The sequence below is a fragment of the gamma proteobacterium symbiont of Scutellera amethystina genome (genome assembly GCF_059730845.1).
In genome coordinates this window covers 360699-387479 of sequence record NZ_AP035936.1, presented here as the reverse complement: position 1 = coordinate 387479, position 26781 = coordinate 360699, and the positions used below count along the sequence as shown (strand labels likewise).

23 protein-coding genes are annotated in these 26781 nt (G+C 59.0%); 14 read left to right on the top strand and 9 right to left on the bottom strand.

Translation table 11 applies throughout. The features are described 5' to 3' along the window. Nucleotides 1-4: 4 nt before the first annotated feature. Together gabP and gabT are read right to left on the bottom strand one after the other, a co-directional pair. Nucleotides 5-1402 (bottom strand): GABA permease, encoded by a 1398-nt coding sequence (gene gabP, locus AC6I79_RS21800; RefSeq protein ID WP_136546738.1) that lies wholly within the window; start codon nucleotides 1400-1402, stop codon nucleotides 5-7. 104 nt (nucleotides 1403-1506) lie between these two features. Continuing rightward, complete coding sequence (gene gabT, locus AC6I79_RS21795; protein ID WP_498027761.1) at nucleotides 1507-2760, bottom strand: 4-aminobutyrate--2-oxoglutarate transaminase; 1254 nt, start codon at nucleotides 2758-2760, stop codon at nucleotides 1507-1509. 109 nt (nucleotides 2761-2869) lie between these two features. On the opposite strand from gabT, the gene pdxR reads away from it, so the two are divergent. Beyond that, entirely contained in the window at nucleotides 2870-4363 is a 1494-nt protein-coding gene (gene pdxR, locus AC6I79_RS21790) for a MocR-like pyridoxine biosynthesis transcription factor PdxR (protein ID WP_193751880.1), read from the top strand. A gap of 14 nt (nucleotides 4364-4377) precedes the next feature. On the opposite strand, the gene AC6I79_RS21785 is transcribed toward pdxR, so the two are convergent. Then, nucleotides 4378-5241, bottom strand: a complete 864-nt coding sequence (locus AC6I79_RS21785; protein WP_498027760.1) for an aldo/keto reductase family oxidoreductase — start codon at nucleotides 5239-5241, stop codon at nucleotides 4378-4380. 97 nt (nucleotides 5242-5338) lie between these two features. Between AC6I79_RS21785 and AC6I79_RS21780 the strand changes: the two genes are divergently transcribed. Continuing rightward, on the top strand, nucleotides 5339-6250 hold the full coding sequence (locus AC6I79_RS21780) for a LysR substrate-binding domain-containing protein (protein WP_058770209.1): 912 nt from the start codon (nucleotides 5339-5341) through the stop codon (nucleotides 6248-6250). On the opposite strand, the gene AC6I79_RS21775 is transcribed toward AC6I79_RS21780, so the two are convergent. After that, complete coding sequence (locus AC6I79_RS21775) at nucleotides 6231-6833, bottom strand: TetR/AcrR family transcriptional regulator (protein WP_021509093.1); 603 nt, start codon at nucleotides 6831-6833, stop codon at nucleotides 6231-6233. The genes AC6I79_RS21780 and AC6I79_RS21775 overlap by 20 nt on opposite strands. A 129-nt stretch (nucleotides 6834-6962) precedes the next feature. Here AC6I79_RS21775 and AC6I79_RS21770 point away from each other — a divergent pair, with 129 nt between their 5' ends. Then, nucleotides 6963-7355, top strand: coding sequence for a RidA family protein (locus tag AC6I79_RS21770; RefSeq protein ID WP_058770208.1), 393 nt, complete (start codon nucleotides 6963-6965; stop codon nucleotides 7353-7355). 83 nt (nucleotides 7356-7438) lie between these two features. Here the strand turns inward: AC6I79_RS21770 and AC6I79_RS21765 are convergent, their stop codons facing one another. From AC6I79_RS21765 to AC6I79_RS21750, 4 genes are all read right to left on the bottom strand, one after another. Next, nucleotides 7439-8905 carry a pyridoxal phosphate-dependent decarboxylase family protein gene (locus AC6I79_RS21765; protein ID WP_058770207.1) on the bottom strand — a complete coding sequence of 489 codons (1467 nt, stop codon included), beginning with the start codon at nucleotides 8903-8905 and terminating at the stop codon, nucleotides 7439-7441. 12 nt (nucleotides 8906-8917) lie between these two features. Further along, entirely contained in the window at nucleotides 8918-10300 is a 1383-nt protein-coding gene (locus AC6I79_RS21760; RefSeq protein WP_021509096.1) for a diaminobutyrate--2-oxoglutarate transaminase, read from the bottom strand. A 215-nt stretch (nucleotides 10301-10515) separates the two neighbouring features. Beyond that, nucleotides 10516-11280, bottom strand: a complete 765-nt coding sequence (locus AC6I79_RS21755) for a prepilin peptidase (RefSeq protein ID WP_498027759.1) — start codon at nucleotides 11278-11280, stop codon at nucleotides 10516-10518. An 846-nt stretch (nucleotides 11281-12126) separates the two neighbouring features. Continuing rightward, complete coding sequence (locus AC6I79_RS21750; protein ID WP_227746467.1) at nucleotides 12127-12342, bottom strand: hypothetical protein; 216 nt, start codon at nucleotides 12340-12342, stop codon at nucleotides 12127-12129. 457 nt (nucleotides 12343-12799) lie between these two features. On the opposite strand from AC6I79_RS21750, the gene arnB reads away from it, so the two are divergent. The 7 genes from arnB to arnF are packed head-to-tail and all read left to right on the top strand — an operon-like array spanning nucleotide 12800 to nucleotide 20144. Beyond that, a complete protein-coding gene (arnB, locus tag AC6I79_RS21745; protein ID WP_104093300.1) occupies nucleotides 12800-13936 on the top strand; it encodes a UDP-4-amino-4-deoxy-L-arabinose aminotransferase in 1137 nt (378 codons plus the stop codon). A gap of 1 nt (nucleotide 13937) precedes the next feature. Beyond that, entirely contained in the window at nucleotides 13938-14924 is a 987-nt protein-coding gene (gene arnC, locus AC6I79_RS21740; RefSeq protein WP_021509379.1) for an undecaprenyl-phosphate 4-deoxy-4-formamido-L-arabinose transferase, read from the top strand. Then, nucleotides 14921-16900: a bifunctional UDP-4-amino-4-deoxy-L-arabinose formyltransferase/UDP-glucuronic acid oxidase ArnA gene (arnA, locus tag AC6I79_RS21735; protein WP_498027758.1), complete on the top strand. Its 1980-nt coding sequence runs from the start codon at nucleotides 14921-14923 to the stop codon at nucleotides 16898-16900. The genes arnC and arnA overlap by 4 nt, the downstream gene beginning before the upstream one ends. Continuing rightward, nucleotides 16897-17781, top strand: a complete 885-nt coding sequence (arnD, locus tag AC6I79_RS21730; protein ID WP_498027757.1) for a 4-deoxy-4-formamido-L-arabinose-phosphoundecaprenol deformylase — start codon at nucleotides 16897-16899, stop codon at nucleotides 17779-17781. The genes arnA and arnD overlap by 4 nt, the downstream gene beginning before the upstream one ends. 31 nt (nucleotides 17782-17812) lie before the next feature. Further along, on the top strand, nucleotides 17813-19468 hold the full coding sequence (arnT, locus tag AC6I79_RS21725; RefSeq protein ID WP_498027895.1) for a lipid IV(A) 4-amino-4-deoxy-L-arabinosyltransferase: 1656 nt from the start codon (nucleotides 17813-17815) through the stop codon (nucleotides 19466-19468). Beyond that, nucleotides 19465-19785, top strand: a complete 321-nt coding sequence (gene arnE, locus AC6I79_RS21720) for a 4-amino-4-deoxy-L-arabinose-phosphoundecaprenol flippase subunit ArnE (RefSeq protein ID WP_498027756.1) — start codon at nucleotides 19465-19467, stop codon at nucleotides 19783-19785. Before arnT ends, arnE begins: the two co-directional genes overlap by 4 nt. Continuing rightward, on the top strand, nucleotides 19782-20144 hold the full coding sequence (arnF, locus tag AC6I79_RS21715; RefSeq protein ID WP_058781501.1) for a 4-amino-4-deoxy-L-arabinose-phosphoundecaprenol flippase subunit ArnF: 363 nt from the start codon (nucleotides 19782-19784) through the stop codon (nucleotides 20142-20144). Before arnE ends, arnF begins: the two co-directional genes overlap by 4 nt. Before the next feature lie 3 nt (nucleotides 20145-20147). Here arnF and AC6I79_RS21710 read toward each other — a convergent pair whose 3' ends face one another. Then, nucleotides 20148-21491 (bottom strand): MFS transporter, encoded by a 1344-nt coding sequence (locus tag AC6I79_RS21710; protein ID WP_278427267.1) that lies wholly within the window; start codon nucleotides 21489-21491, stop codon nucleotides 20148-20150. 317 nt (nucleotides 21492-21808) lie between these two features. On the opposite strand from AC6I79_RS21710, the gene AC6I79_RS21705 reads away from it, so the two are divergent. From AC6I79_RS21705 to AC6I79_RS21690, 4 genes are all read left to right on the top strand, one after another. Beyond that, nucleotides 21809-23254, top strand: a complete 1446-nt coding sequence (locus AC6I79_RS21705; protein ID WP_166719174.1) for a sugar porter family MFS transporter — start codon at nucleotides 21809-21811, stop codon at nucleotides 23252-23254. Nucleotides 23255-23401: 147 nt separating this feature from the next. Next, a complete protein-coding gene (locus tag AC6I79_RS21700) occupies nucleotides 23402-24223 on the top strand; it encodes a TIM barrel protein (RefSeq protein WP_498027755.1) in 822 nt (273 codons plus the stop codon). Between the two features lie 31 nt (nucleotides 24224-24254). After that, nucleotides 24255-25265, top strand: coding sequence for a bifunctional inositol 2-dehydrogenase/D-chiro-inositol 1-dehydrogenase (iolG, locus tag AC6I79_RS21695; protein WP_498008257.1), 1011 nt, complete (start codon nucleotides 24255-24257; stop codon nucleotides 25263-25265). A gap of 158 nt (nucleotides 25266-25423) precedes the next feature. Continuing rightward, nucleotides 25424-26662: an aromatic amino acid transporter gene (locus tag AC6I79_RS21690; protein WP_498027754.1), complete on the top strand. Its 1239-nt coding sequence runs from the start codon at nucleotides 25424-25426 to the stop codon at nucleotides 26660-26662. Nucleotides 26663-26781 lie beyond the last annotated feature (119 nt).

Genomic DNA, 26781 nt, shown 5'->3' with positions numbered 1-26781 from the left:
AGCGTTACGAACGCAGCGCTACCATCTCCTCGCTGTTTTTACGCGCCGCGCGCTTGCGGTGCACTATCTGGCTGGCGACCAGCACCAGCAGCGTTAACAGCCCGGTGGCGATAATTTCTGAACGATGCTGCGCATTGAACAGCATTGACGTCAGTACGCCAACAATGAATACCATGGTGGCCCACGTCAGACCCGGGAACAGCCACATGCGATAGCTGAGTTGCTCGCCGCGCGCCTCGCGCTTTTTCCGCAGCACCAGATGCGAAGCGGCAATGACCAGATAAACCAGCAGCGCAATGGCGCCGGAGCTGGCCAGCAGGAACTCAAACACCGCGCTCGGCGCCAGATAGTTGGCGATCACCGCCAGAAATGCTGCGGCGGTAGACATCAGCACTGCGACCCATGGCGTGCCGCTGCGCGTGGTGCGCGAGGCCGGCGCTGGCGCATCCTGACGACGCGACAGGGAATAGAGCATGCGCGACGCGGTGTAAAGCGCAGAATTGAGACAGCTGCATACCGCGATCAGCACCACCACATCGACAATCTGCCGGGCATACGGCACGTTCATCATCTCCATCGCCGTCTGGTAAGATCCGGCTTTCATCAGCGACGGCGTATTCCACGGCACCAGCGCCACCACCAGAAAGATCGACAGCAGATAAAACAGCGCGATACGCCAGATCACCGAGTTGGTGGCGTGGGTGATTTGCTTGCGCGGTTCGTTAGATTCGGCGGCGGCAATGGTGACGATTTCCGTGCCCATGAAAGAGAACATGGTGGTGAGAATGGCGGCGAGCACGGCACTGATACCGTTAGGCATAAAGCCGTGAGTGTCGTACAGATGTGAAATACCCTGCGTGCTGCTGCCGGGCAACAGGCCAAACAGCGCCAGGCTGCCGGCACAAAGAAAGGCGACGATAGCCACCACTTTCAGCAGCGCGAACCAGAACTCAAACTCACCGTAGTTTTTCACGCTGAACAGGTTACTGATGGTCAGGAAGCTGGTGATCGCCAGCGTGTATTCCCACACCGCCACCTGCGGGAACCAGCCGTGCAGAATGGTGCCGGCGGCGTTGGCCTCCAGCGGAATCACCAGTACCCAGAACCACCAGTAAAGCCAGCCGATGGTAAACCCAGCCCAGCGGCCAAGGGATTTGTCGGCGTAGGTGGAGAAGGAGCCGGAGTCAGGTGAGGCGACCGCCATCTCCGCCAGCATGCGCATGATCAGTACCACCAGCGCACCGGCGGCGATGTAGGCCAGCAGCACCGCCGGCCCGGCTTCGGCAATCGCATGGCCGGAACCGACGAACAGCCCGGCGCCAATCACACCGGCAATTGACAGCATGCGCACGTGGCGGGGTTTCAGGCTTTGTGCCAGTACATCGGCATTCTGAGCAGTCATCAATATCTCTCCAGATCGTCTCTCAGGCAGGGCAGACCCCGCCTGTTATGCAGGTGAAACTTGCCTGCACGCGGCAGGCAAGCGATCGGACAATGGGTGGAACGCTAAGGCTGGCTGAGCAGGCTGTCGAGAATATCCAGCGCCTGGCGGAACTGGGTATCCGGAATGGTGAGCGGATAGAGGAAGCGGATCACGTTACCCTGCGGGCCACAGGTCAGCAGCAGCAGACCGCGCGCCATCGCCTGTTGCTGCAGTGCCTGCGCCTGCTGCGCGCTGGCAAACTCCACGGCTACCATTGAGCCCAGCGCACGCACGTCGGTAATCGACGCGTTAGCGCGGCGCGCGCGGTGCAGCAGTTCGCTCAGCGTAGCGCCCAGGTCGCTGGCGCGCTGGCACAGCTGCTCTTCGTCGATGACATCCAGCACCGCATGCGCGGCGGCAATCGACAGCGGATTGCCGGCGTAAGTACCGCCCAGCCCGCCCGGACCGGGCGCATCCATGATGTCAGCGCGACCGCTCACCGCCGACAGCGGCATACCGCCCGCCAGGCTTTTCGCCATGGTGATGAGATCGGGCTGTACGCTGTAGTGTTCCATGGCGAACAGCTTGCCGGTGCGGCCAAATCCGCTCTGTACCTCATCGGCAATCAGCAGAATGCCGTGCTCATCGGCCAGCGCGCGCAGCTGCGTAAGAAACTCTGCCGGCGCGATGTGGAAACCGCCTTCGCCCTGCACCGGTTCCAGTACGATGGCGGCCACATCCTGCGGCGCGATGTCGTGGCTGAACAGGTCGTGCAGGCTGGCGATAGCGTCCTCAACGCTGATGCCGGTGACCGCGGTAGGGTAGCGGGCGTGAAACACCGAGGCCGGCATCGGGCCAAAATCGCGCTTGTAAGGGGCCACTTTGCCGGTCATCGCCATGGTCATGAAGGTGCGGCCGTGAAAGGCGTTACCGAAGGTGATGATGCCGTGACGACGGGTAGCGGCGCGCGCCACTTTAACCGCATTCTCTACCGCTTCAGCGCCGGTGGTGAAAAAAGCGGTTTTGGCTTTACCGGCAATTGGCACCCGCTGATTGATGCGTTCCGCCAGCGCCACATAGCTCTCATACGGCGTGACCTGGAACGCGGTATGGGTGAATTTTGCTAACTGATCGGCAATGGCCTGCACGATGCGCGGATGACGGTGGCCGGTGTTGAGCACCGCGATGCCGCCAGCGAAATCAATCCAGCTATTGCCCTCAACGTCACGCAGCGTGGCGTTTTCGGCCTGATCGACATACCACTGACAAAGATTACCGGTGCCGCGCGGCAGCGCGTCATCTTTGCGTTGTTGCAACTGGCTGTTTTTACCTTCCATAACCTTTCCTTAGCGATAAGCGTCTTTACAAATCACGACAAACACGCTTATTTATGCCTGCACTGAGCGCGGTTGCCAGAGCCAATTTCACTGAGAAGGATGGAGCCAATTGCGGAGTTTGTACGCCGATCATGTATTGGAACGACTACAGTTTGTCGCGGAAGGCACGCTGCAGCAGCGCCTGCTGCACTGCATGCAGGCGGCGATTGTAGAGGGCATTTTCCCGCGCGGCTCACGCCTGCCGGCGACGCGTGATTTAGCGCGCGAGCTGGCGGTGTCGCGTAATACGGTGCTCAACGTCTATGAGAATCTGGTCGCGCAGGGATATGTCAGCGCGCGCACCGGCAGCGGCACCTGGATTGCAGAAAACCTGCCGGAAGGGTGCCTGAACAGCGCGCCGGCGCTGCCGCTTAGTGAACCCCTGATGAGTAAACCGGCGGCGATCTCTAAACGCGGCGCCACGCTGCTCGGTCACGCCAATGCCTCGCCTTATCAGTGGGGCGCATTTGTGCCCGGCGCGCCGGATGTGCGTGAGTTTCCGCATAAGTTATTTAGCCAGATTCAGTCGCGCCTGAATCGCGAACCTGACATCGAGCGGCTGATTTACAGCAGCAATGGCGGCTGCCCGCAGCTGCGCCAGGCGCTGGCTGAGTATCTCAGCGTGGCGCGCTCGGTGCGTGCCGACGCCGATCAAATCATCATTACTGAAGGCATTCATCAGGCGGTGGATCTGGTGACGCGCGTGCTGTGCGACGCGGGCGATCCGGTGTGGATCGAGGAGCCAGGCTACTGGGGCACGCGCAACCTGTTACGCATTAACGGGCTAAAAATTCAGGCCAAAGCGGTGGATGAACAGGGCATTATCCCGGAGCTGGCACCGCGCAGCAAAGCGCCGAAGATGATTTTTGTGACACCGTCACACCAGTATCCGCTGGGTGTGCATCTCAGTCTGGAGCGGCGCAGGCAGCTGCTCGATCTCGCGCGCAAACACAAAAGCTGGCTGGTGGAAGATGACTATGACAGCGAATTTCGCTTCGCCGGCCAGCCGTTCCCCTCGCTACAGGGCTTTGAACCGGATGCGCCGGTGATCTATATGGGCACCTTCAGTAAAACGCTCTATCCCGCGCTGCGTCTCGGCTATCTGGTGGTGCCAAAAGCGCTGGCGCAGCCGCTGCGCGTGGCGGCGGCCGAACTTTATCGCGGCGGCCATCTGCTGGTGCAGCGCGCGCTGGCTGAGTTTATTCAGAAAGGCCACTACATGACGCACATCCGCCGCATGCGCAAACTCTATAGTCAGCGCCGGCGCTTTATGATGACGCTGATTGAGCGCTACCTGGGCGCGGCCTTTATGCCGGTGGTCAATCATGAAGCCGGGCTGCATCTGGTGCTGAATCTGCCTCCGGGCTGCGATGATGTGGCGATTGCCGCGCTGGCGCTGCGACGCGGCGTGAAGGTGCGGCCGCTGTCGCAATACTATATGCATCCGCAGGAGCGACGCGGTCTGCTGCTCGGTTACGCCTGCGTGGATGAGCGCCAGTGTCAGGATGCGTTTGGTGTGCTCAAAGCCTGCCTGGTGGAAGCGGGCATCGCCGGGCGGGGATAGCCCCGGCGTGTGCCTTACGCCCGACCAATGCTGTCCAGTTGTGCAATCACTACCGGGCTCAGCGTCAGCGCCGCGCTGGCCAGATTTTGCTGCAGATGCTGCGGCGAGGAGGTGCCGGGAATCAGCAGAATGTTGTCTGAGCGCTGCAACAGCCAGGCGAGCGCCACCTGCAGCGTACTGGCGTTGAGCGTGCTGGCCACCGCGCTAAGCTGTTCCGACTGCAGCGGCGAAAAACCGCCGAGCGGAAAGAACGGCACGTAGGGAATGCCCTGCGCCGCCAGCTGGTCGATCAGCGCATCATCCTGACGATTGGCGAGATTATACAGATTCTGTACGCAGGCAATCGGCGTCATCTGCTGTGCCTGCGCCACCTGACTGGCGGTCACGTTGCTCAGGCCAATGTGCCGAATCAGGCCACGCTGCTGCAACTTAATCATCGCCTCGATTTGCGGCTCCAGCGATCCCTCTGCCGGTCCATGAACGCTCAGCATCGAGCGTAAATTGACGACCTCCAGTACGTCGAGGCCGAGATTGCGCAGGTTATCTTCAACTGCCTGCGTCAGTTCCTCCGGCGTGCTGGCGGGCAGCCAGCCGCCTTTGGCATCACGTCGGGCACCCACTTTGGTCACCAGCACCAGATCGTCGGGGTAAGGATAGAGCGCTTTTTTGATCAGCTGATTGGTGATGTGCGGGCCGTAAAAATCACTGGTGTCGATGTGATTCACACCGGCAGCCACGGCATCGCGCAGCACCTGTAACGCGCGGGCCTCATCTTTTGGCGGGCCAAATACGCCGGGACCGGCCAGCTGCATGGCACCGTAGCCGAGACGGGCAACCTGACGGTCGCCCAGTGTGTAAGTGGTGGTAGCCTGTGACATGTAAACCTCCTTTATCGGATAGTGTTTAAATTGTAATCACAACGGTGCTGTGCGACTATCCGTGTAAATCAGGACAGACTGTACGGAGTGACGCACAATGGCGCTGGATATGGCATTGCTGCATGCGGTAGTGGCGGTGGCAAAAGCCGGTGGATTTCGCGAGGCGGCGCGCATGAGCGGCAGCAATCCGTCGCGTTTGAGTGATGCGGTGCGGCGCGCCGAACAGCAACTGGGCGTTCGGCTGTTCAATCGCACCACGCGAACGGTGGTGCTGACCGAAGCGGGCCGGGCGCTGATGTCACGGCTGCTGCCCGCCATGAACGAAGTGGATGCGGCGCTGGATGCTCTGAACACGTTCCGTGACACGCCGGGCGGCACGCTACGGCTGAACGTGCCGGTCAGCGCGGCGCGGCTGGTATTACCGGCGATTGTGCCGGGATTTTTGCAGCGCTATCCCGACATCCGGCTGGAGATCGTGGCGGAAAGTAATGTGCAGGACATTTTTCGCGACAGCTGCGATGCCGGTATCCGTTACGACGATCATCTGGAACAGGATATGGTGGCGCTGCCGATTGGTCCGCGCGTGCAGCGCTTTGCCGCGGCCGCGGCGCCGGCCTATCTGGCGGCTCACGGTACGCCGCAGCATCCGCGCGACCTGATGCAGCATCGCTGTCTGTATGGTCGTTATGCCACCGGGGTGACGGCCGAATGGGAGTTCAGCCGCGGCGCGGAACGCATCACGCTACAGCCGCAGGGGCCGCTGATTTGCAGCATCGGTGCGGCGATGGAGCTGACGGTGTCGACAGCCATCGCCGGTGCCGGCGTGGTCTACCTGTTTGAGGACTGGCTGAAGCCGGCGCTGGCCAACGGCAGTCTGCAACCGATTCTTGCCGACTGGTGGCTCAGCTTTCCCGGCCTGTGGCTGTATTACAACGATCGTCGGCTGATCCCGGCACCGCTGCAGGCGTTTCTCAGCTGGATACGCGAACTCAATGCGACGCCGGGTTGACCAGCAGCCCGGAAACCAGCAGCCGAAAGGCCTGCACCGCACGGGGCAGCGCCGCGACCGGCTCATCGGCAGCGGCAATCCACAGCGCGGCATTGAGCGCGGCGCCGTTGACCAGTTGCGCCGCCGCTTCGGTATCGACCGGTTTCACCGTACCTTCCTCAATCAGTTCCGCCAGCATGGCGGCGGTGGTGCGCAGACAGGCGGTCTGATTAGGCCAGCGCGACGGATCGCCCAGCACCGCCGGGCCATCCAGCAGCATGATGCGCTGGACTTCTGGCTCCAGCGACATCTCGATATAGGTAATGGCTTCCGCCAGAAACGCGTGCCAGCGAGTGTGATACTGCTGCCCGGCTGCGCGCATCTGCTCAAGAATCTCACCGTCAATCTGGTCAATAACCGCCTGCAATAACCCTTTCTTGTCGCCGAAATTATGATACAGCGCACCGCGCGTCAGCCCGGCGGCTGCCGTGAGGTCATCCATTGACGCTTCGCTGTAACCTTTCTGCGCAAACGCGCGTCGTGCAGCGGCAATCAGTTTGCCGCGCGTCTCTTCCACCTGGTCTGCCCGTCGTCTGGCTGCCATCGCTGTTCCTTAAATTTTGCATTGACATACGCCGCGTATGTAAAACATAGTAATACATACGCGGCGTATGTTAAAGCGAAAGCGGGCATAGCTAACCCGCTTTCTTCTCTCATCTTCAGGAGTACGATTATGAACAAACGCGATGCTGTTTTTCCAGCGGGCCGTCAGGCGTTGTACAACATCAATAAATACTCTGCGGCGATTCGCTCCGGCGACCTGCTGTTTGTTTCCGGCCAGGTAGGCAGCCGGGATGATGGCACCGCCGAGCCGGATTTCACGCGTCAGGTTAATCAGGCATTTACCAATCTCGCGGCGGTGCTGAAGGCCGCCGGTTGCAGTTTCGATGACGTGGTTGATGTCACTACGTTTCATACCGATCCGGAAGCGCAGTTCGCCACGGTGAACGAAGTCCGGCTGCGCTTCTTCGGCGATGAGCCTTATCCCAACTGGACGGCGGTGGGCGTCAACTGGCTGGCGGGTTATGATTTTGAAATCAAGGTAATTGCACGCATTCCGCAGTGAGCCAGCGTGCGGCGATCTGTTTTTAAGCTATAAAAAAAGCCGCTAACCGTTGCCGGTTAGCGGCTTATTTACTTCACGCCTAATCAGGCGCTCAGCAATTGATCAGCAGTTTTTTCTACCAGCGCCAGCAGCAGCTTGATGTCTTCCAGCGTGACGGTCGGGTTCAGCAGCGTCAGCTTCAGGCAGGTCACGCCTGCATGCTCGGTCACACCGACGTTAGCGCGGCCAGACTCCAGCAGCGCATCGCCGATACGCTGGTTGAACAGGGCGATCTGCGCGCTGTCGCTCAGCTGGGCTGGACGATAGCGGAACAGCACGCTGGCCAGCTGTGGCTGCATTACCAGTTCCAGACGCGGCTCAGATTCAACGAACTGCGCGACGTCCTGTGCCAGGCTTACGCCGTGGTCGATAATCGCGGCGTACTGTTTCTGACCCAGCGCTTCCAGACCCATCCACAGTTTCAGCGCATCGAAACGACGCGTGGTCTGCAGTGATTTGGACACCAGGTTCGGCACGCCGGCTTCTTCATCGAACTCGGAGTTCAGGTAAGCTGCCTGATAACGCATCAGCTCATAGTGACGCGCGTCTTTCAGCAGGAACGCGCCGCAGCTGATGGTCTGGAAGTATTGTTTGTGGAAGTCGAGGGTGACGGAATCCACCAGCTCCAGACCATCCAGGTAATGACGATACTTTTCAGACAGCAGCAGCGCACCGCCCCAGGCCGCGTCCACGTGCACCCAGATGTTGTGCTCAGCGGCGATGGCTGCGATTTCACGCAGCGGATCGATGGCGCCGGCATCGGTGGTGCCTGCCGTCGCGACGATCGCCAGGATTTGTTCGCCGTTGGCTTCAGCCTGAGCCAGTTTGGCTTTCAGGTCATTCACGTCCATACGGGCGAACTGATCCGATTTCACCTGCACCACAGACTGATAGCCGTGGCCCAGCAGCGCCATGTTTTTCTGCACGGAGAAGTGGGCGTTTTCTGAGCACAGCACTTTAATCTTGCGCAGATCGCCAGTGATGCCGTGCTGCTGCACGGAATGGCCCTGACGCGCATAGAAAGCGTCACGTGCCAGCATCAGGCCCATCAGGTTGCTCTGCGTACCGCCGCTGGTGAACACGCCCGCATCACCGGCCGGATAGCCAACCTGCGCACGCAGCCACTCAATCAGTTTGATTTCAATAATGGTGGCAGAAGGGCTCTGATCCCACGAATCCATGCTCTGGTTAGTGGCGTTGATCAGCACTTCAGCCGCCTGGCTTACCACCAGGCTCGGACAGTGCAGGTGCGCAACGCACTGCGGATGGTGCACCGCCAGACTGTCTTTGAGGAAATATTCAATCGCACGTTCAATCGCGGCCTGGTTGCCCAGGCCGTTTGGATTGAAGTCGAGCGTGATACGCTCGCGCAGTTCGGCAACCGTTTTGCCCTGGTACATCTCAGGCTGTTGCAGCCACTGCACAACCGCGGCGCTGCTCTGGGCAATCGCCTGCTGGTACGCCTCAATGCTCGGGGCCGAGGCGGCCAGAATCGGGTTTACTTCAGACATTTACTCTTCCAGTCAAACAGGTTTGACGCCAGCGCCCAGCAGCGCCTGCTCAAATTTATCCAGGAACACGGCCAGCTCTTCGTTGCTGATCAGCAGTGATGGCAGCAGGCGCAGTACCGCACCGTGACGACCGCCACGCTCCAGAATCAGACCGGCTTCGAAGCATTTTTTCTGCAGCAGTGCAGAGAGTTCGCCGTCGGCCGGGAAGCTGCCCATGTGGTCAGCTGGCTCGTGTGGCTTAACGATTTCGATACCGATCATCATCCCGAGGCCGCGTACGTGACCAATAACCGGGAAGCGTTTCGCCATCGCGTTCAGCTGGGCTTTCAGCCATTCACCCTGTTCTGCCACTTTGCCGGCGATGTTCTGCTCGGTCAGGATCTTCAGCGTCGCCAGACCGGTTGCCATCGCCAGCTGGTTGCCGCGGAAGGTACCGGTGTGGTGGCCAGGTGACCAGGCGTCAAACTGCTTTTTAATACCCAGCACGGCCAGAGGCAGACCGCCACCCACCGCTTTAGACATCACGATGATGTCTGGCTCAATGCCCGCGTGTTCGAAGGCAAAGAACTTACCGGTACGGGCAAAGCCAGCCTGGACTTCGTCAAGGATCAGCAGAATGCCGTGTTCCTGGGTCACTTTGCGGATGCGCTGCAGCCACTCAGCTGGCGCCGGGTTCACGCCGCCTTCACCCTGTACCGCTTCGAGGATCACGGCCGCAGGCTTACGCACGCCGCTTTCAACGTCGTTGATCAGGTTTTCGAAGTAGTAGGTCAGGGCTTTCACGCCAGCTTCGCCGCCGAGGCCCAGCGGGCAACGGTACAGGTGCGGGTAAGGCATGAACTGCACTTCTGGCATCATGCCGTCAACCGCTTCTTTCGGCGACAGGTTGCCGGTCACGGACAGCGCGCCGTGCGTCATCCCGTGGTAACCGCCAGAGAAGCTGATTACGCCGCTGCGGCCGGTGACTTTTTTCGCCAGTTTCAGCGCCGCTTCAACGGCATCAGCACCGGATGGACCGGTGAACTGCAGGCAGTACTCTTTACCCTGACCTGGCAGCAGCGAGAGCAGAGATTCGGAGAACTGATCTTTCAGTGGCGTCGTCAGATCAAGAGTATGTAACGGCAAGCCGCTGGTAATGACATTTTGGATGCTCTGCAGAACATCAGGATGGTTATGACCAAGTGCCAGCGTCCCTGCGCCAGCCAGACAGTCAAGATATTGTTTGTTTTCAACATCCGTAATCCACACGCCATTGGCTTTGGCAATCGCTAAAGGCAACTTGCGCGGGTAACTCCTGACGTTTGATTCAAACTCAGCCTGACGGGCTAAGAATGCGTCGTTGTTTCCGTTGAATGAGTTGGCACCAAAAGTATCAATACGGACTTTATCCGTCATCATATCTCTCCTTCAACCGGGGCTCGAACAGGCTGGCCGATTGACTAGTTGAACAAAAAAGTATCAGTGGCTCAAAAAACGCGGCCAATATAGAGCCTTTTGACGCACATCACAATGATTAATTTTGTTTAGAATTGTTTATTCTTTTCATATAGGAATCAGGACGTTGGACAGAAACTGGCCACTTATTTTAGCGCCGCGATATGAACAGGCGATTAAATAATCGTGTGAATAAAAAGACTTATGCCCGCCAGTGCCAGCCACGGACCAAAGGGCAGCACGTGATACAGCTCGCGTTGCCAGCCTAATCGGGCCAGCAGAACAAACAAAATTGCGCCTGTGCAAGCCAGTAACAGCACAAAGGGTAAAAGCGCCCAGCCGAGCCAGGCACCCAGCGCAGCCAGCAGTTTGGCGTCTCCGCCACCGAGGCCGGGGCGCTTTTTTATCAGCTGATAGAGTCCACCGATTAGCCACAGCGCGCTGTAGCCGGCTATCGCACCGAACACGGCATCATTCAGCGTACCGGGCAGCCAGTGCAGCGCTTTGAACAGCAGGCCAAGCCACAGCAGTGAAAGGGTGAGAGCGTCCGGCAACAGCAGATGCTCAATGTCGATGAGGGTTAGCGCCAGCAGAATCCAGGCGAGCAGCAGGGCGGCAGGCAGGCGGCTGTCGGGCGGCAGCAGCCAGGCCAGCGCCAGGCTGATCGCGGCGGTGAGCAGTTCCGTCAGCGGGTAGCGCAGGCTCACCGGGTGGTGGCAGTAGCGACAGCGTCCGCGTAATAGCAGCCAGCTCAGCAGCGGCAGCATATCGATCGCGCGCAGCGTGGTCTGGCAGCGTGGACAGTGCGAGCGCGGCAGCAGCAGGGTAAGGCCGGGTTGCGGGTTCATTACCTGCTGCGGCAGGCGATAAATGACTACGTTGAGAAAGCTGCCGACACAGAGCGCCAGCAGTGTACCGATCAGCCAGTAGGCGATTTCCATGAGGTTTTCTCCTGCTGTCCATGCAGCGTTGGGTTTTTCTGTCGCCACGAATGGCGATCGTGCAGGTCATGGCGCGGTTACCGTGGGGGCGCATTTATGCGTACCGGTGTAAATAGGGCGATTTTTTGCCCGGTTGCACGACAGGTTGGCATAAAGGTGCCGCGTAACCTGTTTGCGCGATAAATCGCGCCGCTACCAGTTCTGTGCGGTTTGGCGACAGGTCGCCATAAATGGTGACCCTACAGGTTTCGCAGGATGCACATTGATGCGCACCGCGAAATCGCGCCGCTACCAGTTCTGTGCGGTTTGGCGAAAGGTCGCCATAAATGGCGACCCTACAGGTTTCACAGGGGGCGCATTTATGCGCACCGCGAAATCGCGCCGCTACGGATTTGTGCGGTTTGACGGCAGGTCACCATAAATGGCGACCCTACAGGTTTCGCCGGGCGCGCATTTATGCGCACCGCGAAATCGCGCCGCTACGGATTTGTGCGGTTTGATGGCAGGTCGCCATGAATGGCGACCCTACAAAACCTGTAGGGTGCGCATGGATGCGCACCGCGATCTGTCGACAACCCTGGCCGGTGTGCGAGAGTCACAATACGCCGGTGGAGACGGCGTGGCGAGCAGCAAAGCGGCGTTGCAGCGATTTGCAGCAGGATTTACGAGCGGGTTCCAGAGAACAGAGAAGATATAAGCGGGGATGCGTGAATTTCACCGGCTGGCAATGACCAAATCGATGCGAAGACAGGCAAAAATCCTATCGATGCGCTAGCTGAGGCTGGCAACAATCTAACCAATACACCAGCGGAGACAGATAATAATCCAGTCAATGCGCCAGCGAGTTTACTGGCTCTGTTTAAACTGCTGCATGGCTTCCAGTACATTGCTGGTGGCGAGCGACATCACCCATTCGCTGTTGCGAAACACGTCGTAATGGCCGGCGTTATAGCGAAACACATACAGCTCACCGCGGAAACGTAATCCTTTTGTTTTCACACCAATGTGATGCCGGCGCAGTGCTGCCTGTGAAAGTCTGTCAGTCGCGGTTCTCATCATCATTCTCCTGTCCAGCCTCTGGCGTCACTATCCCGGGGAAGAATAAGCAGCCAACCTTAGGATAACCTTAAGAACAGTGTAGCCTCTTGGTTAATGCATTGAAAAATAGCCACTTTAATTGCCCTGTATCGTAAAGCCGACCCATGATGTCTGACCCGATGCTGATTTCCGGCCCCGGCGCGCAATCTTCTACCAATCTTCAACATCACGTAAAAAAGTCAGCGTGCCGCTTTGCCATTTAATGTTCAGTTAAGTTTTCCCCCGTATTTTGGTTTCTTATAGCGATAAAACAGACCTGCTTAAGTTTTATTGCGCGCAGATAACAGCCGCCCTGCGAACACACTCGTTTAAGTAACGTTTAAACAAAAGGTTACAGCGTGTTTCATCAGGTTGTCATGAGCGGCAATAACGCTTGTTTTATTTTTCAGCATGTTTTCAGGCACAACAGTAAGGTTATCTTATGAGTTTCCTTCCGTTTTCGCGCCCGGCATTGGGTGAGGAAGAACTGGCCGCGGTGCAGGCGGTATTTGCATCGGGCTGGATTACCACCGGACCGCAGAATGCTGCGCTGGAGCAGGCGTTTTGCCAGCTCACCGGCAACCAGCACGCTATTGCCGTCAGCTCCGCCACAGCAGGCATGCACGTTACGTTGATGGCGCTGGGTATCCAGCCCGGCGACGAGGTGATCACCCCGTCGCTGACCTGGGTTTCCACGCTCAATATTATTACGCTGCTGGGCGCGACGCCGGTGATGATCGATGTGGATCGCGATAACCTGATGGTGAGCGCAGAACAGATCGAAGCGGCCATTACGCCGCGAACCCGCGCCATCGTGCCGGTTCACTATGCCGGTGCGCCGGCGGATATCGACGCCCTTCGCGCCGTCAGCGCGCGCCACAATATCCCGCTCATTGAAGATGCGGCCCACGCGGTAGGTTGCTACTACAAAGGCCGGCACGTCGGGCAGCAGGGCACCGCAATCTTTTCGCTGCACGCCATCAAAAACATCACCTGCGCCGAAGGCGGCATCGTGGTGACCGATGACGCGCAGCTGGCTGACCGCCTGCGCAGCCTGAAATTCCACGGCCTCGGCGTCGATGCCTACGATCGTCATACCCATGGCCGCAAACCGCAGGCCGAAGTGATCATGCCCGGTTTTAAATACAACCTGCCAGACATCAACGCCGCGATTGCGCTGGTGCAGCTGCAAAAGTTGCCGGCCATCAATGCACGTCGCCAGGCCATCGCCGCGCGCTATTTGCGCGAGCTGGCAGATACGCCGTTGCTGCCGCTGGTGCAGCCGGCGTGGCCGCATCAGCATGCGTGGCATCTGTTTATCATTCGCGTGGACGAAGCGCGCTGCGGTATCAGTCGCGATGCGCTGATGGAGCAGTTGAAAATCCATGACATCGGCACCGGTCTGCATTTCCGTGCCGCGCATACCCACAAGTATTACCGTGAACGCTATCCGCAGCTCTCGCTGCCGGCCACCGAATGGAACAGTGAACGTATCTGCTCGCTGCCCCTGTTCCCCGACATGCTCGATGACGATGTAACGCGTGTGATTGCTGCCTTACGCCACCTTGCGGGAGCCTGAGATGCTGGAAGAAAAACCGATTCGCAAAGTCTCCGTGGTGATCCCGGTGTACAACGAAGAACAGAGCCTGCCGGAGCTGGTGCGCCGCACCGACGCGGCCTGCCGCACGCTCGGCCTTGACTATGAAATCTTACTGGTGGATGACGGCAGCGCCGACCGCTCCGCGCAGATGATCGCCGATGCGGCGGATATGCCGGGCAGTCACGTGGTCGGCGTGCTGCTGAATCGCAACTACGGACAACACTCGGCGATTATGGCCGGTTTCAGCCATGTTTCCGGTGATGTGATCATTACGCTGGATGCCGATCTGCAAAACCCGCCGGAGGAGATCCCCAACCTGGTCAAAGCCGCGCAGCAGGGCTACGACGTGGTCGGCACCGTGCGCCAGAACCGTCAGGACAGCTGGTTCCGTCGCCGCGCTTCACGCACCATCAACCACCTGATTCAGCGCGTGACCGGCAAAGCGATGGGCGATTATGGCTGCATGCTGCGCGCCTATCGCCGTCACATTGTCGATGCGATGCTCAACTGCCACGAACGCAGCACCTTTATCCCGATTCTGGCGAACACCTTCGCGCGCCGCACCATTGAACTGCCGGTTACGCATGCCGAGCGTGAGTTTGGCGACTCCAAATACAGCTTTATGAAGCTGATCAACCTGATGTATGACCTGGTGACCTGCCTGACCACCACGCCGCTGCGTCTGCTGAGTATTGTCGGCAGCTTAATCGCGCTGGCCGGTTTCGCCTTTTCTCTGATCCTGATTGTGCTGCGCCTGTTCCTTGGTGCCAGCTGGGCCGGTGACGGTGTGTTCATGCTATTTGCCGTGCTGTTTATTTTTGTCGGCGCGCAGTTTGTCGGCATGGGCCTGCTGGGCGAATACATCGGTCGTATTTATAACGACGTACGCGCCCGTCCGCGCTACTTCATTCAACGTGTTATCCATCCGCAACAAGATGCCCCGTCTGTACAGGAAATTAAGCAATGAAAACTATCGTCTTCGCCTATGCCGAAATGGGCTGTGCAGGCATCACTGCGCTGCTGAACGCAGGCTATGAAATCAGTGCCATCTTCACCCATGCGGACACCTCGCCGGAGAGCCATGCGTTTCCTTCGGTAGCACGCCTCGCGGCTGAGCAGGGCATTCCGGTTTATGCGCCGGAAGATGCTAACCATCCGCTGTGGGTGGATCGCATCCGCACCATGCAGCCGGACTTTATCTTCTCGTTTTATTATCGCGCACTGCTGAGCGATACCATTCTGAACTGCGCGCGGGTTGGCGCGTTTAACCTGCACGGTTCGCTGCTGCCGAAATACCGTGGTCGTGCGCCGCTTAACTGGGTGCTGGTCAACGGCGAGACGGAAACTGGCGTAACGCTGCACCGCATGGTGAAACGTGCCGATGCCGGCGACATTGTGGCGCAGCAGCGCGTGGCGATTGACCCGCAGGATAATGCGCTGACGCTGCACCGTAAGCTGGTGGCCTGCGCCGGCCAGCTGCTGGAAGGCGCGCTGCCGCCGATGAAGCGCGGTGAGATTACCGCCACGCCGCAGAACGACGCGGAAGCGACCGTGGTGGGTCGCCGCACGCCGGAAGATGGCCGCATCAACTGGGAACTGCCTGCGGCTAAAGTGAATAACCTGGTGCGCGCAGTTACCGATCCCTGGCCGGGTGCGTTTGCCTATGCCGGCACGGTGAAATTCGTGGTGTGGAAAGGGCGGGTTCACCAGGATGCGCCCGGCGCCAAACCGGGCACAGTGCTGTCGGTTGAGCCGTTCCTGATTGCCTGCGGCGAGGGCGCGCTCGAAGTGGTCACCGGGCAGAGCGACAACGGTGTTTACATGAACGGCAGCCAGCTGGCGCAGAGTCTGGGCATGGTGCCGGGTGCGCTGCTCTATTCGCAGCCGGTGGCCGCGGTGAAACGCCGCACCCGGGTACTGATCCTCGGCGTTAACGGCTTCATCGGTAACCATCTTACCGAACGCCTGCTGCAGGATGATAACTTTGAGGTTTATGGCCTGGATATCGGCTCGGATGCTATCAGCCGCTTCCTGGATGAGCCGCGCTTCCACTTTGTCGAGGGCGACATCAGCATTCACTCAGAGTGGATTGAGTATCACATCAAGAAATGTGACGTAGTGCTGCCGCTGGTGGCGATCGCCACGCCGATCGAATATACCCGTAATCCGCTGCGCGTGTTCGAGCTGGATTTCGAAGAGAACCTGAAAATTATTCGTGACTGCGTGAAGTATAAAAAGCGCATCATTTTCCCGTCGACCTCCGAAGTGTACGGTATGTGTACCGATCAGCATTTCGACGAGGATCACTCCAACCTGGTGGTCGGACCGATCAATAAACAGCGCTGGATCTATTCGGTATCAAAACAGCTGCTGGACCGGGTGCTGTGGGCCTATGGCGAAAAAGAGGGGCTGCGCTTTACGCTGTTCCGTCCGTTTAACTGGATGGGCCCGCGGCTGGATAACCTCAACGCCGCGCGTATCGGCAGTTCTCGCGCCATCACCCAGCTGATCCTTAATCTGGTGGAAGGCTCGCCGATCAAGCTGATCGACGGTGGCGCGCAGAAGCGCTGTTTCACCGATATTCGCGACGGCATCGAAGCGCTGTTCCGCATTATCGAGAACAAGCACAACAACTGCGATGGCCAGATCGTTAACATTGGTAACCCGGAGAACGAAGCCAGTATTAAAGAACTGGCGGAACACCTGCTGGCCAGCTTTGAGCGCCACCCGCTGCGCGATCGCTTCCCGCCGTTTGCCGGTTTCCGTGAGGTAGAGAGCAGCAGCTATTACGGCAAAGGCTATCAGGACGTGGAGCACCGCAAGCCGTCGATTAAGAATGCCCGCCGCCTGCTCGACTGGACGCCAACCGTGGCGATGGATACCACCATCGACAACACGCTGGACTTCTTCCTGCGCACCGTTGAGCTACAGGAAAAGCCATGAAGCGAGTGGGTTTGCGTGTTGATGTCGATACCTGGCGCGGCACGCAACTGGGCGTACCGGCGCTGCTGCAGCAGTTCAGCCTGCATCAGCTGCAGGCCAGCTTCTTCTTCAGCGTCGGGCCGGACAACATGGGGCGCCACCTGTGGCGCCTGATGAAGCCGCGCTTTCTGTGGAAAATGCTGAGATCGCGCGCGGCCTCGCTGTACGGCTGGGATATTTTACTGGCCGGTACCGCCTGGCCGGGCCGCGAAATAGGCAAAGGGCTGGCTTCGATTATTCGCGCCACGGCAGATCACCATGAAGTGGGGTTACACGCGTGGGATCACTTTGCCTGGCAGACCTGGGCTGGCGTCTGGTCGCCACAGCAACTGAATGCGCAGATTGCGCGCGGTAAAGCGGCGCTGGAAGCCATTTTGGGTGACAGTGTCACCTGTTCTGCGGTGGCAGGCTGGCGCGCCGACAGCCGGGTACTGGATGCCAAGCAGCCGTTTGGCTTTCGCTATAACAGCGACTGTCGTGGCAGCGGGCCGTTCATTCCGCGCCTTAACGATGGCAGCTTCGGCACGGTGCAAATTCCGGTAACCCTGCCAACGTGGGATGAAGTGGTGGGCCAGCAGGTCAGCGCGGAAGGGTTTAACGACTTTATTCTCGCGCAGATACATGCCGCCAGCGGTACGCCGGTCTATACCATTCACGCAGAGGTCGAAGGCATCATCGGATTGCCCGCCTTTGCCGATCTGCTGACGCGCGCGCAGCAGCAGGGCATCCGGTTTTGTCCGCTGAGCGATCTGCTGCCGGACGATCTCAGTACGCTGCCACAGGGCCATGTGGTGCGCGGGCACATTGCCGGCCGGGAAGGCTGGCTGGGTTGCCAGAGTTAACATTTTACAGGACCCAAGTATGGAAACACCGATGCGCAGCCGCACCCGCATAGTGCTGCTGATAGCGCTTTTTGCTCTCTATTATCTGATCCCGGTGCCATTCCGTGATCTCTGGCAGCCGGATGAAACCCGCTATGCCGAAATCAGCCGCGAGATGCTGCTGAGCGGTAACTGGGTGGTGCCGCACTTTTTCGATTTGCGCTACTTCGAGAAGCCGATTGCCGGTTACTGGATCAATAATTTTGGCCAGCTGATATTTGGGCATAATAATTTTGGCGTGCGCGCCGGTGCGATTATCTGTACCACGCTGAGTGCCATGCTGATCTACTGGCTGGGCAAGCGGATGTTCGCTAGCCGCAAAATAGCGCTCACCGCCAGCGTGATCTTTCTTACCTCGCTGCTGGTTTACGGCATCGGCACTTACGCCGTGCTCGATCCGATTCTGCTGCTGTGGCTGGTGGCGGCGATGTGTAGCTTTTGGTTTGCTGCGCAGGCGCACAGTACCTCACAGCGGCTGACGGGGTATGTGCTGCTCGGCGCGGCCTGTGCCATGGGCTTCATGACCAAGGGCTTTCTGGCGCTGGCGGTGCCGGTGCTGGCGATTGTGCCCTGGGTGCTCTGGCAGCGACGTTTTGGCGAACTGCTGCGCTGGGGCCCGCTTACTGTGCTGGTGGCGGCCGCGATCAGCGCGCCCTGGGCGCTGTCTATACAGCATCAGGAAGGCGATTTCTGGCACTACTTCTTCTGGGTCGAACATATTCAGCGCTTCGCGGAGAGCGATGCGCAGCATAAAGCGCCGTTCTGGTATTACCTGCCGGTGTTGGTGGCGGGCTGTTTACCGTGGCTCGGCCTGTTGCCGGGCGCGCTGAGCGGCGCATGGCGACAGCGTCAACAGCACGCTGCCGCGATCTATTTGCTTAGCTGGGTTGTGCTGCCGCTGCTGTTCTTTAGCATCGCCAAAGGCAAACTGCCGACCTATATCCTGCCGTGCTTTGCGCCGCTGGCGTTGTTGATGGCGCACTATGCACACGGTAACGCCGCACGCCTGAAACAGGCGTTGGCGGTAAATGGCTGGATCAACCTGCTGTTTGGTCTGGGCGCCACGCTGCTGGTCGTGGTGGTGCTGGCACCCTGGGGGCTGGCGCACCATCCGGTCTACGCGCGCGATGAGTTGTTGCGGGTACTGTGCGCTGCGCTGGCATTTGCCGGCTGGGCGGTGATGGGCTGGCTAAGCCTGAAAACAGGCCGCTGGCAACTGGCTGCGCTTTGCCCGCTGGCATTGGCGCTGCTGGTCGGGTTGGCTATCCCACAAAAGGTACGTGACAGCAAACAGCCGCAGAGTTTCGTCAGCGCCGTTCGGCCTCAGCTGGCGCAGAGCCGCTATCTGGTGGTGGACAATTCCGGTATCGCTTCTGCGGTCGCATGGGAATTGCGCCGCAGCGATATCACTTTCTTCGATGAAAAAGGTGAGCTGGAGTACGGACTGGGTTATCCCGATGCAAAAACGCGCTACGTCGACGGGGAAGCCTTCGCCGACTGGCTGCGCCTGCATCGCCGAAAAGGTCCGGTAGCGCTGGTGCTGCTGCTGAATTCTGACGAAAAGCAAGCGGATGCGCATCTGCCGGTGCCGGACGATGTCTATCAGCAGGGACGGCTGGTCTACTACGGCTACAACGCGACACCATGAATCTGCTGCTGATCCTGCTGGTAAGCCTGCTCAGTTGTGCCGCCCAGCTGTGCCAGAAACAGGCGGCCCACTGCGGCGGGCACCGCCTGTTCGGCTGGCTGGGGCTCAGCCTGCTGCTGCTGGGGACGGCGATGGTGCTGTGGCTGGTGGTGCTGCGCACCGTGCCGGTCAGCGTGGCTTACCCGATGCTGAGCCTGAATTTTGTGCTGGTGGCGGTGGCGGCGCGCGTCATCTGGCGTGAGACCTACACGCGGCGGCAGTGGCTGGGTACGCTGGCGATCGTTGCCGGGGTTGCGCTGATGGGGAGCCATCTGTGAAGGGCTGGCTGCTGGCGCTGGCCAGCGTGCTGCTGGTGTCGCTGGCGCAGTTGCTGCTGCGCACGGCGATGCTCGCGCTGCCACCGCTGGATACATGGACCGCGCTACCGTGGCAGCACGGCCTGATACCGTTAATCGGCGGACTGGCCGCCTACGGCTGCTCAATGCTGTGCTGGCTGCTGGCACTGCGGCTGTTGCCGCTCAACCGGCTCTATCCATTGCTCAGTCTGAGCTATGTGCTGGTGTGGCTGGCCGCCATTTCTCTGCCGGCATTGCATGAAACCTTCCGCTGGAGCAGTCTCGCTGGCGTTATATTGATCGTCTGCGGCCTGCTGTGCGTGGCGCTGCCGCGCCGTTAACCGTTAATGCTGCTGCCACGGGTGATATTCACCCTGGCGGCGGCCTGGCGCCGTTTCCGGCAGACGCAGCAGACCGAACAATGAAATCATCCCCAGCACTGCAACATACAGCGCCAGACCATACCAGTGGCCGTTGGTCACCTGCAGAATTTTCACCGCCACCAGTCCGAGTACGCCGCTGCCGATCAGCGAACCGATCTGCCAGATCACCGCGATACCGCTGCAGCGAATGTGCGTGGGAAACAGTTCGGGGAACCATGACGCCTGCGGGGCATAACACATGCTGTGACCCAGCGTCAGCGCCACGATCATCGCCAGCTGCGTGAGCCAGTAGCTGTTGTGCGCCAGCGCGAGAAAAAAGGGCACGATCGAGAGCATGATCAGCAGCGTGCCGATCAGGTAAACCGGCTTGCGACCGATGCGGTCGGAAAGGGCACCCATCAGCGGGATCGCCAGTACTTCGAGGATCACCGCGACGATCATACTGTTCATCAAAATGCCGGCATCAAGCTGATTAGCCTTACCCCAGGCAAGGATGATGACGGTAAACAGGGCGAAGGCGCAGGCTTCGATCAGTTTCGCTGCCACACCGTTGACCACCAGCCGTGGATTACCACGCAGCACCTCTTTTAACGGCCTGGATTCTGCCGCTTTGGTTTCACGAATGGCGGCGAAGACCGGCGATTCATCAATGCGCAGGCGAATAAACAGGCCGACAATCACCAGCAGCGCGCTGAGCAGAAAAGGCACGCGCCAGCCCCAGTCCATCATCTGCTCCGCGCTCAGCGCGGCATTAAGCACAGCGAACAGCGCCAGCGGCAGCAGAAACCCGACCGGAGCACCAATCTGCACCCAGCTGGCAAAGAAACCGCGCCGGGAAGGCTGCGCATATTCGGCCGTCATTAATACCGCGCCCGCCTGTTCGCCGCCGACGCCAAACCCCTGCAGCAAGCGGATGGCAATCAGTAATACCGGGGCCCAGACGCCAATTTTTTCGTAGGTTGGCAACAGGCCAATGCAGAACGTGCCAAGGCCCACGATCAGGATGGTCGCCACCAGCGCCTTTTTGCGTCCCACTTTGTCGCCGATGTGCCCAAACACCATGCCGCCAATGGGACGAGCGAGGAAGCCAACCGCATAAGTGGCGAAGGCAGCGAGTGTGCTGACCAGCGGATCGTGGCTGGGAAAAAACAGATGGCCAAAGAACAGTACCGCTGCCGTACCGTAAGCGAAAAAGTCGTAATACTCTGCCGCCGTGCCTATCGCCGAGGCGCTGGCAACGCGGCGGATCAATGATTTAGGGTGAGCTTCAGCGGTATCAGATTGAGCAACAGTTGAAGAGGCCATGACAAATCCTGAAGAGGTTAAAGAGCGACTACCATACAAGAAGGTTTGTGCAGTTGTTGCGCGATTGATCACAAAGCGTGGCGGCTCCCGGCGTAAAGGGGCCGATCTGCTGCGCTTCCATAACCACCTCGCCCGATCTTCATTCTCCTTATTTCGGCTGATGTAAATCCATCAAAATAAACCGGTCAAAAGGCTTGAACTCACAATTTGAAAAGCAGGTTTCAAATATAAATTAACATGAAATAAAAATGCCGATAGCCTGGACGCGCTGCTTTGTTCTGATGCTTTTCCAAACGCATTTTTTACCAGGAGGTATTATGGAAAAAGAACTTTATCTCTCCACCAACCCCGCGTCCGGCCCCAACAGCACAACAAAAACCGAACCCTTCGTAAAAATCATCGCGCTGGTGGCGACACTCGGCGGGCTGCTGTTTGGTTACGATACCGGCGTGGTATCCGGTGCGCTGCTCTTCATGCGCAGTGATTTACATCTCACGCCGTTCACTACCGGGCTGGTGACCAGTTCACTGTTGTTTGGCGCTGCCTTTGGCGCGCTGCTGGCAGGGCACTTCGCGGATGCCCTCGGGCGCCGCAAAATCATCATCACGCTGGCCTTTATTTTTGCCCTCGGCGCGGTCGGCTCTGCCTTCGCACCTGATGTGGTGACGATGATTGCGTCACGCCTGTTTCTTGGTATTGCCGTTGGCGGGGCGGCTGCCACTGTGCCGGTGTATATCGCGGAAATTGCCCCGGCGAATAAACGCGGTCAACTGGTGACGCTGCAGGAGCTGATGATTGTTTCTGGCCAGCTGCTGGCCTATGTCTCCAATGCCACTTTCAATGAAATCTGGGGTGGCGAACATACCTGGCGCTGGATGCTGGCCATCTCCACCGTACCCGCCGTGCTGTTGTGGATCGGAATGATCTTTATGCCGGAAAGTCCACGCTGGCACGTCATGCGCGGCAACACCGCTGGCGCGCGCAGGGTGCTGGAGAAAACCCGGGCGGCGGAGGATGTAGAGTGGGAGCTGGAGGAGATCGAAGAGACCATCGAAGAGCATCGCCAGCAAGGCAAAGGTCGCCTGCGTGACCTGCGCACGCCATGGTTGCGCAAAGTGTTTTTACTGGGAATTGGCATTGCCGCCATCCAGCAGCTGACCGGTGTGAACACCATCATGTACTACGCGCCAACCATGCTCACTGCTACCGGCCTGAGCAACGATGCGGCGTTGTTCGCCACCATCGCCAACGGCGTGATCTCGGTAATCATGACGCTGGTGGGGATCGTGATAATCGGTAAGGTTGGTCGTCGTCCGCTGGTGCTGATAGGGCAGATGGGCTGTACCGCCTGCCTGTTCTTTATCGCTACGGTGTGTCTGCTCATGCCAGAGTATCACGCCGGTGGTGCGGTTAATCTGCTGCGGGCCTACCTGGTACTGGCCGGAATGCTGATGTTTTTATGTTTTCAGCAGGGCGCGCTGTCACCGGTCACCTGGTTGCTGCTGTCGGAAATCTTTCCGGCGCGCATGCGCGGCATTTGCATGGGCGGTGCCGTTTTTGCCTTGTGGATTGCCAACTTCGCCATTTCCATGGCCTTCCCGCTGTTGCTGGCCGCCTTTGGCCTGGCTGGCGCTTTCCTGACTTTCGCTGTGATCGGAATCGGCGGCGCCCTGTTTGTACTGCGTGCTATCCCGGAAACCAAAGGGCGTAGCCTGGAACAGGTCGAACACTATTTCTATGAACTGTATGACGGCAAAGGCTAAATGTGAGGGCGATCAGATTGCGCTCAGGCTGATGTAAATCACTCAAAGAAGCCGCAGAGCGGGCAAAAAAGATAACTTACTATCAGGGCATGTCAGTACCTTGCAGCAAACAGAACCTTACCCAGTGATTATTATCCAGGAAAGATCATGACCTACAAAATAAGCAGTGACCGATTCTGTGTTAACCGTAAAATTGCCCCTCATCTCAGCATGGCGGAATTCTTCGCGCTGGTGGAACAACTGGGATTAAATAAAGTTGAAATACGCAACGATATGAAAAGCTGCAGCGTGACCGACGGCGCAGGCGGTGAGGAAGTGCGTCGTCTGGCAGCGCAGCATCAGCTTGAGATCGAAACCATCAACGCGGTGTATCCCTTCAATCAGTTAGATGATGCGGTGCTGGAAAAAACGCGCGCGCTGTTAGCCGATGCGCGCGCCACCGGGGCGAAAGCGCTGGTGCTCTGTCCGCTCAATGATGGGACGCCGGTGAGTAATGAGCAAACCGTACAGGCGCTGCAAATCCTGGCGCCGCTGTTTGCCGAATATGGTGTTGCCGGGCTGGTTGAACCGCTCGGTTTTCCGCAGAGCTCACTGCGCTCCGCCGCGCTGGCGCAGCAGCTTATCGCTCAGGCCGGCGTGCCGTTTAACATCGTGCTGGATACCTTCCATCATCACCTGTACGAAGGCGCCGAACAGGATTTTGCCGGTGGCGTAGACGTGAATCACATCGGCCTGGTGCATCTCTCTGGCGTAACGGATGCGCGCCCGACTCATCAACTCACCGACGAAGAGCGCATCATGCTGAGCGCGGATGACCTGCTGAAATCCCGCGAGCAGGTGCAGCGCCTGGAAGAGATGGGCTATCGCGGTGTTTATGCTTTTGAGCCGTTTTCGTCGGTGATGGAGAGCTGGAGCGCTGAGGATATTGCGCGCGAAATCCGCAGCAGCATTGACTACCTCAACCACTAACCAATCCGGCATTTCGCTGAAGGAACCTCGCATGACACTCAATATTGGTGTAATCGGCACTGGCGCTATCGGCCGTGAACACATTCGTCGTTGCAGCCAGGTGCTGCAGCATGCGCGCGTGGTCGCGCTTAATGATATCAATCGCAGCAACTGTGAGCAGGTGATTAGCGAGCTCGGCTTGCAGGCGGAGATTTACGACAACGCGCACGATTTAATCGCCGCGCCGGAGGTGCAGGCCATTCTGGTTACCTCATGGGGCCCGACGCATGAAGAGTTTGTGCTGGCAGCCATCAAAGCCGGCAAAGCGGTATTCTGCGAGAAGCCACTGGCGGTGACCGCGCAGGGCTGTATGAATATCGTCGAAGCGGAAATTGCCGCGGGCAAAAAACTGGTGCAGGTGGGTTTTATGCGACCGTACGACAGCGGCTATCGCGCGCTGAAAGCGGTTATCGACGGCGGCACCCTGGGTGAGCCGCTGATGCTACACTGCGCGCACCGCAATCCGGCGGTCGGCGATGCTTATACCACCGATATGGCGATCACCGATACGCTGATCCATGAACTCGACGTGCTGCGCTGGCTGCTGAACGATGATTATGTCAGCGCGCAGGTGATTTACCCACGCAAGACCCGCCACGCGTCATCGCACCTGAAGGATCCGCAGATTGTGCTGCTGGAAACCGCGAAGGGCATCCGCATTGATGTCGAGATCTTCGTGAACTGCGCCTATGGTTACGACATTCAGTGTGAGGTGGTTGGCGAGAGCGGCATTGCCCGCCTGCCTGAACCAATGTCGGTGCAAACCCGCCACGCGGCGCAGCTCTCCACTGGCATTCTGACCGACTGGAAAAAACGTTTTATCGCTGCGTATGACGTTGAGCTGCAGGATTTCATTAACAACGTGCTGTCGGGCAAAATGACAGGCCCGTCGGCGTGGGACGGCTATGCCGCCGCCGTGGCGGCCGATGCCTGTGTTGCGGCACAGAACAACGGTGACATTGTCCCGATTACCATGCCGCCACGTCCGGCTTTTTATCGTTAATCCCGCCACATCGCGGCTGGCGCACCCTAACCGGTGCGCCTTTATGTGACATTGTCACCTGTTGACAGCCATCTTCCCGTCAGTCACCGCCCGCGCCTCACATTTGTTAGCGATCCCGTGTATCATCGCCGCCTTTATGTTGTGCAAGGAAAAGTGTGATGACGGAGAGCGTAATGGCGCGCCGCCAGCCCTCGGTATGGTGGGGCGCCATGATCATTTGTGGGACGGTAGTGGGCGCCGGTATGTTTACGTTGCCGATCGTGATGGCCGGAGCGTGGTTTGGCTGGGCGCTGCTGCTGCTGGGCATCAGCTGGGGCGCAATGCTGCTCTCCGGGCTGCTGTTTATGCGTGTCAGCCTGCATTATCCGCCAGGCGCGGGCTACGATACGCTGACGCGCGATTTACTTGGGCGCGGCTGGGCCAGCATCAATGGCCTCAGCATCCTTTTTGTACTGGGCATTCTCACCTACGCTTATATTTCAGCCAGCGGTCCGGTTTACCAGCACTCGCTGAATCAGCTTGGCGTGCCGCTCTCAACCGCCGGGGCCAAAATCGCGCTGACGTTGTGTGTCGCCGCCGTGGTGTGGCTCGGCACTACCGGCGTCAGTCGTTTGATGACGTTCTGTGTGCTGGCAAAAATCCTGCTATTGATTTTGCTGTTCGGCGGGCTGTTAACCCAGGTAGACGTGCCCTCGCTGTTCGCTGCCGCCGCGCCGGGAGACAGCTACTGGCCTTACGCACTGGGCGTGCTGCCGTTCTGTCTGGCCTCTTTTGGCTATCACGGTAACATCACCGGACTGGTGAGTTATTATCAGCGCCGCGAGTCGCCGGTGACACGCGCGCTGGTGCTGGGCACGCTGATGTCGCTGGCGCTTTACCTGTTCTGGATTGTCTGCACCATGGGGAATTTGCCGCGCGCTGTGTTTCCTGACATCGTGCAGCAGGGTGGAGATATTGCCGCACTGATGGCCGCGCTGCGCGATCATCTGCACGTGCGCGCGTTGTCGCTGGTGATGTCGGTGTTCTCACATTTTGCGGTGATTGCCTCGTTTCTAGGCGTGACGGCAGGTCTGTTTGATTTCATCGCCGACCGCCTCGGCTGGGGGCATTCCCCGCGCGCGCGGCTGCAAACCGCCTGCCTGACATTTTTGCCGCCGCTGCTCGCTTCGCTATGGTGGCCGCATGGCTTCGTCGCCGCCATCGGTTTTGCCGGTCTGTTTGCCACGCTGTGGGCGGTGATTATTCCGGCGCTGCTGGCGCGGCGTGCGCAACAGCGCTTCGCCGATCGGCCGCGAACGCCACTGGCGATTGGTCTGGTGCTGCTTTTCGGCGCGCTGAATGTGCTGGCATGGACGCTGAGCTGGCTGGGTGTGTTACCGCAATTTGCTGCGGCCTGAGTGGCGAGAGTCGTGGGGTTCAGAGGTATTCGTAGCGGCGCGATTTATCGCGCGAATCTGGCCACCGCGCCGTTGTAAATTGTGCGATAAATTGCACCGCTTACGGTAACAGCACCAGC

Coding starts and splice junctions, on each gene's coding strand:
- gabP (WP_136546738.1), bottom strand. CDS start 1,402: ATGACTGCTCAGAATGCCGATGTACTGGCACAAAGCCTGAAACCCCGC.
- gabT (WP_498027761.1), bottom strand. CDS start 2,760: ATGGAAGGTAAAAACAGCCAGTTGCAACAACGCAAAGATGACGCGCTG.
- AC6I79_RS21785 (WP_498027760.1), bottom strand. CDS start 5,241: ATGTCACAGGCTACCACCACTTACACACTGGGCGACCGTCAGGTTGCC.
- AC6I79_RS21780 (WP_058770209.1), top strand. CDS start 5,339: ATGGCGCTGGATATGGCATTGCTGCATGCGGTAGTGGCGGTGGCAAAA.
- AC6I79_RS21775 (WP_021509093.1), bottom strand. CDS start 6,833: ATGGCAGCCAGACGACGGGCAGACCAGGTGGAAGAGACGCGCGGCAAA.
- AC6I79_RS21770 (WP_058770208.1), top strand. CDS start 6,963: ATGAACAAACGCGATGCTGTTTTTCCAGCGGGCCGTCAGGCGTTGTAC.
- AC6I79_RS21765 (WP_058770207.1), bottom strand. CDS start 8,905: ATGTCTGAAGTAAACCCGATTCTGGCCGCCTCGGCCCCGAGCATTGAG.
- AC6I79_RS21760 (WP_021509096.1), bottom strand. CDS start 10,300: ATGACGGATAAAGTCCGTATTGATACTTTTGGTGCCAACTCATTCAAC.
- AC6I79_RS21755 (WP_498027759.1), bottom strand. CDS start 11,280: ATGGAAATCGCCTACTGGCTGATCGGTACACTGCTGGCGCTCTGTGTC.
- AC6I79_RS21750 (WP_227746467.1), bottom strand. CDS start 12,342: ATGATGATGAGAACCGCGACTGACAGACTTTCACAGGCAGCACTGCGC.
- arnB (WP_104093300.1), top strand. CDS start 12,800: ATGAGTTTCCTTCCGTTTTCGCGCCCGGCATTGGGTGAGGAAGAACTG.
- arnC (WP_021509379.1), top strand. CDS start 13,938: ATGCTGGAAGAAAAACCGATTCGCAAAGTCTCCGTGGTGATCCCGGTG.
- arnA (WP_498027758.1), top strand. CDS start 14,921: ATGAAAACTATCGTCTTCGCCTATGCCGAAATGGGCTGTGCAGGCATC.
- arnD (WP_498027757.1), top strand. CDS start 16,897: ATGAAGCGAGTGGGTTTGCGTGTTGATGTCGATACCTGGCGCGGCACG.
- arnT (WP_498027895.1), top strand. CDS start 17,813: ATGCGCAGCCGCACCCGCATAGTGCTGCTGATAGCGCTTTTTGCTCTC.
- arnE (WP_498027756.1), top strand. CDS start 19,465: ATGAATCTGCTGCTGATCCTGCTGGTAAGCCTGCTCAGTTGTGCCGCC.
- AC6I79_RS21710 (WP_278427267.1), bottom strand. CDS start 21,491: ATGGCCTCTTCAACTGTTGCTCAATCTGATACCGCTGAAGCTCACCCT.
- AC6I79_RS21705 (WP_166719174.1), top strand. CDS start 21,809: ATGGAAAAAGAACTTTATCTCTCCACCAACCCCGCGTCCGGCCCCAAC.
- AC6I79_RS21700 (WP_498027755.1), top strand. CDS start 23,402: ATGACCTACAAAATAAGCAGTGACCGATTCTGTGTTAACCGTAAAATT.
- iolG (WP_498008257.1), top strand. CDS start 24,255: ATGACACTCAATATTGGTGTAATCGGCACTGGCGCTATCGGCCGTGAA.
- AC6I79_RS21690 (WP_498027754.1), top strand. CDS start 25,424: ATGACGGAGAGCGTAATGGCGCGCCGCCAGCCCTCGGTATGGTGGGGC.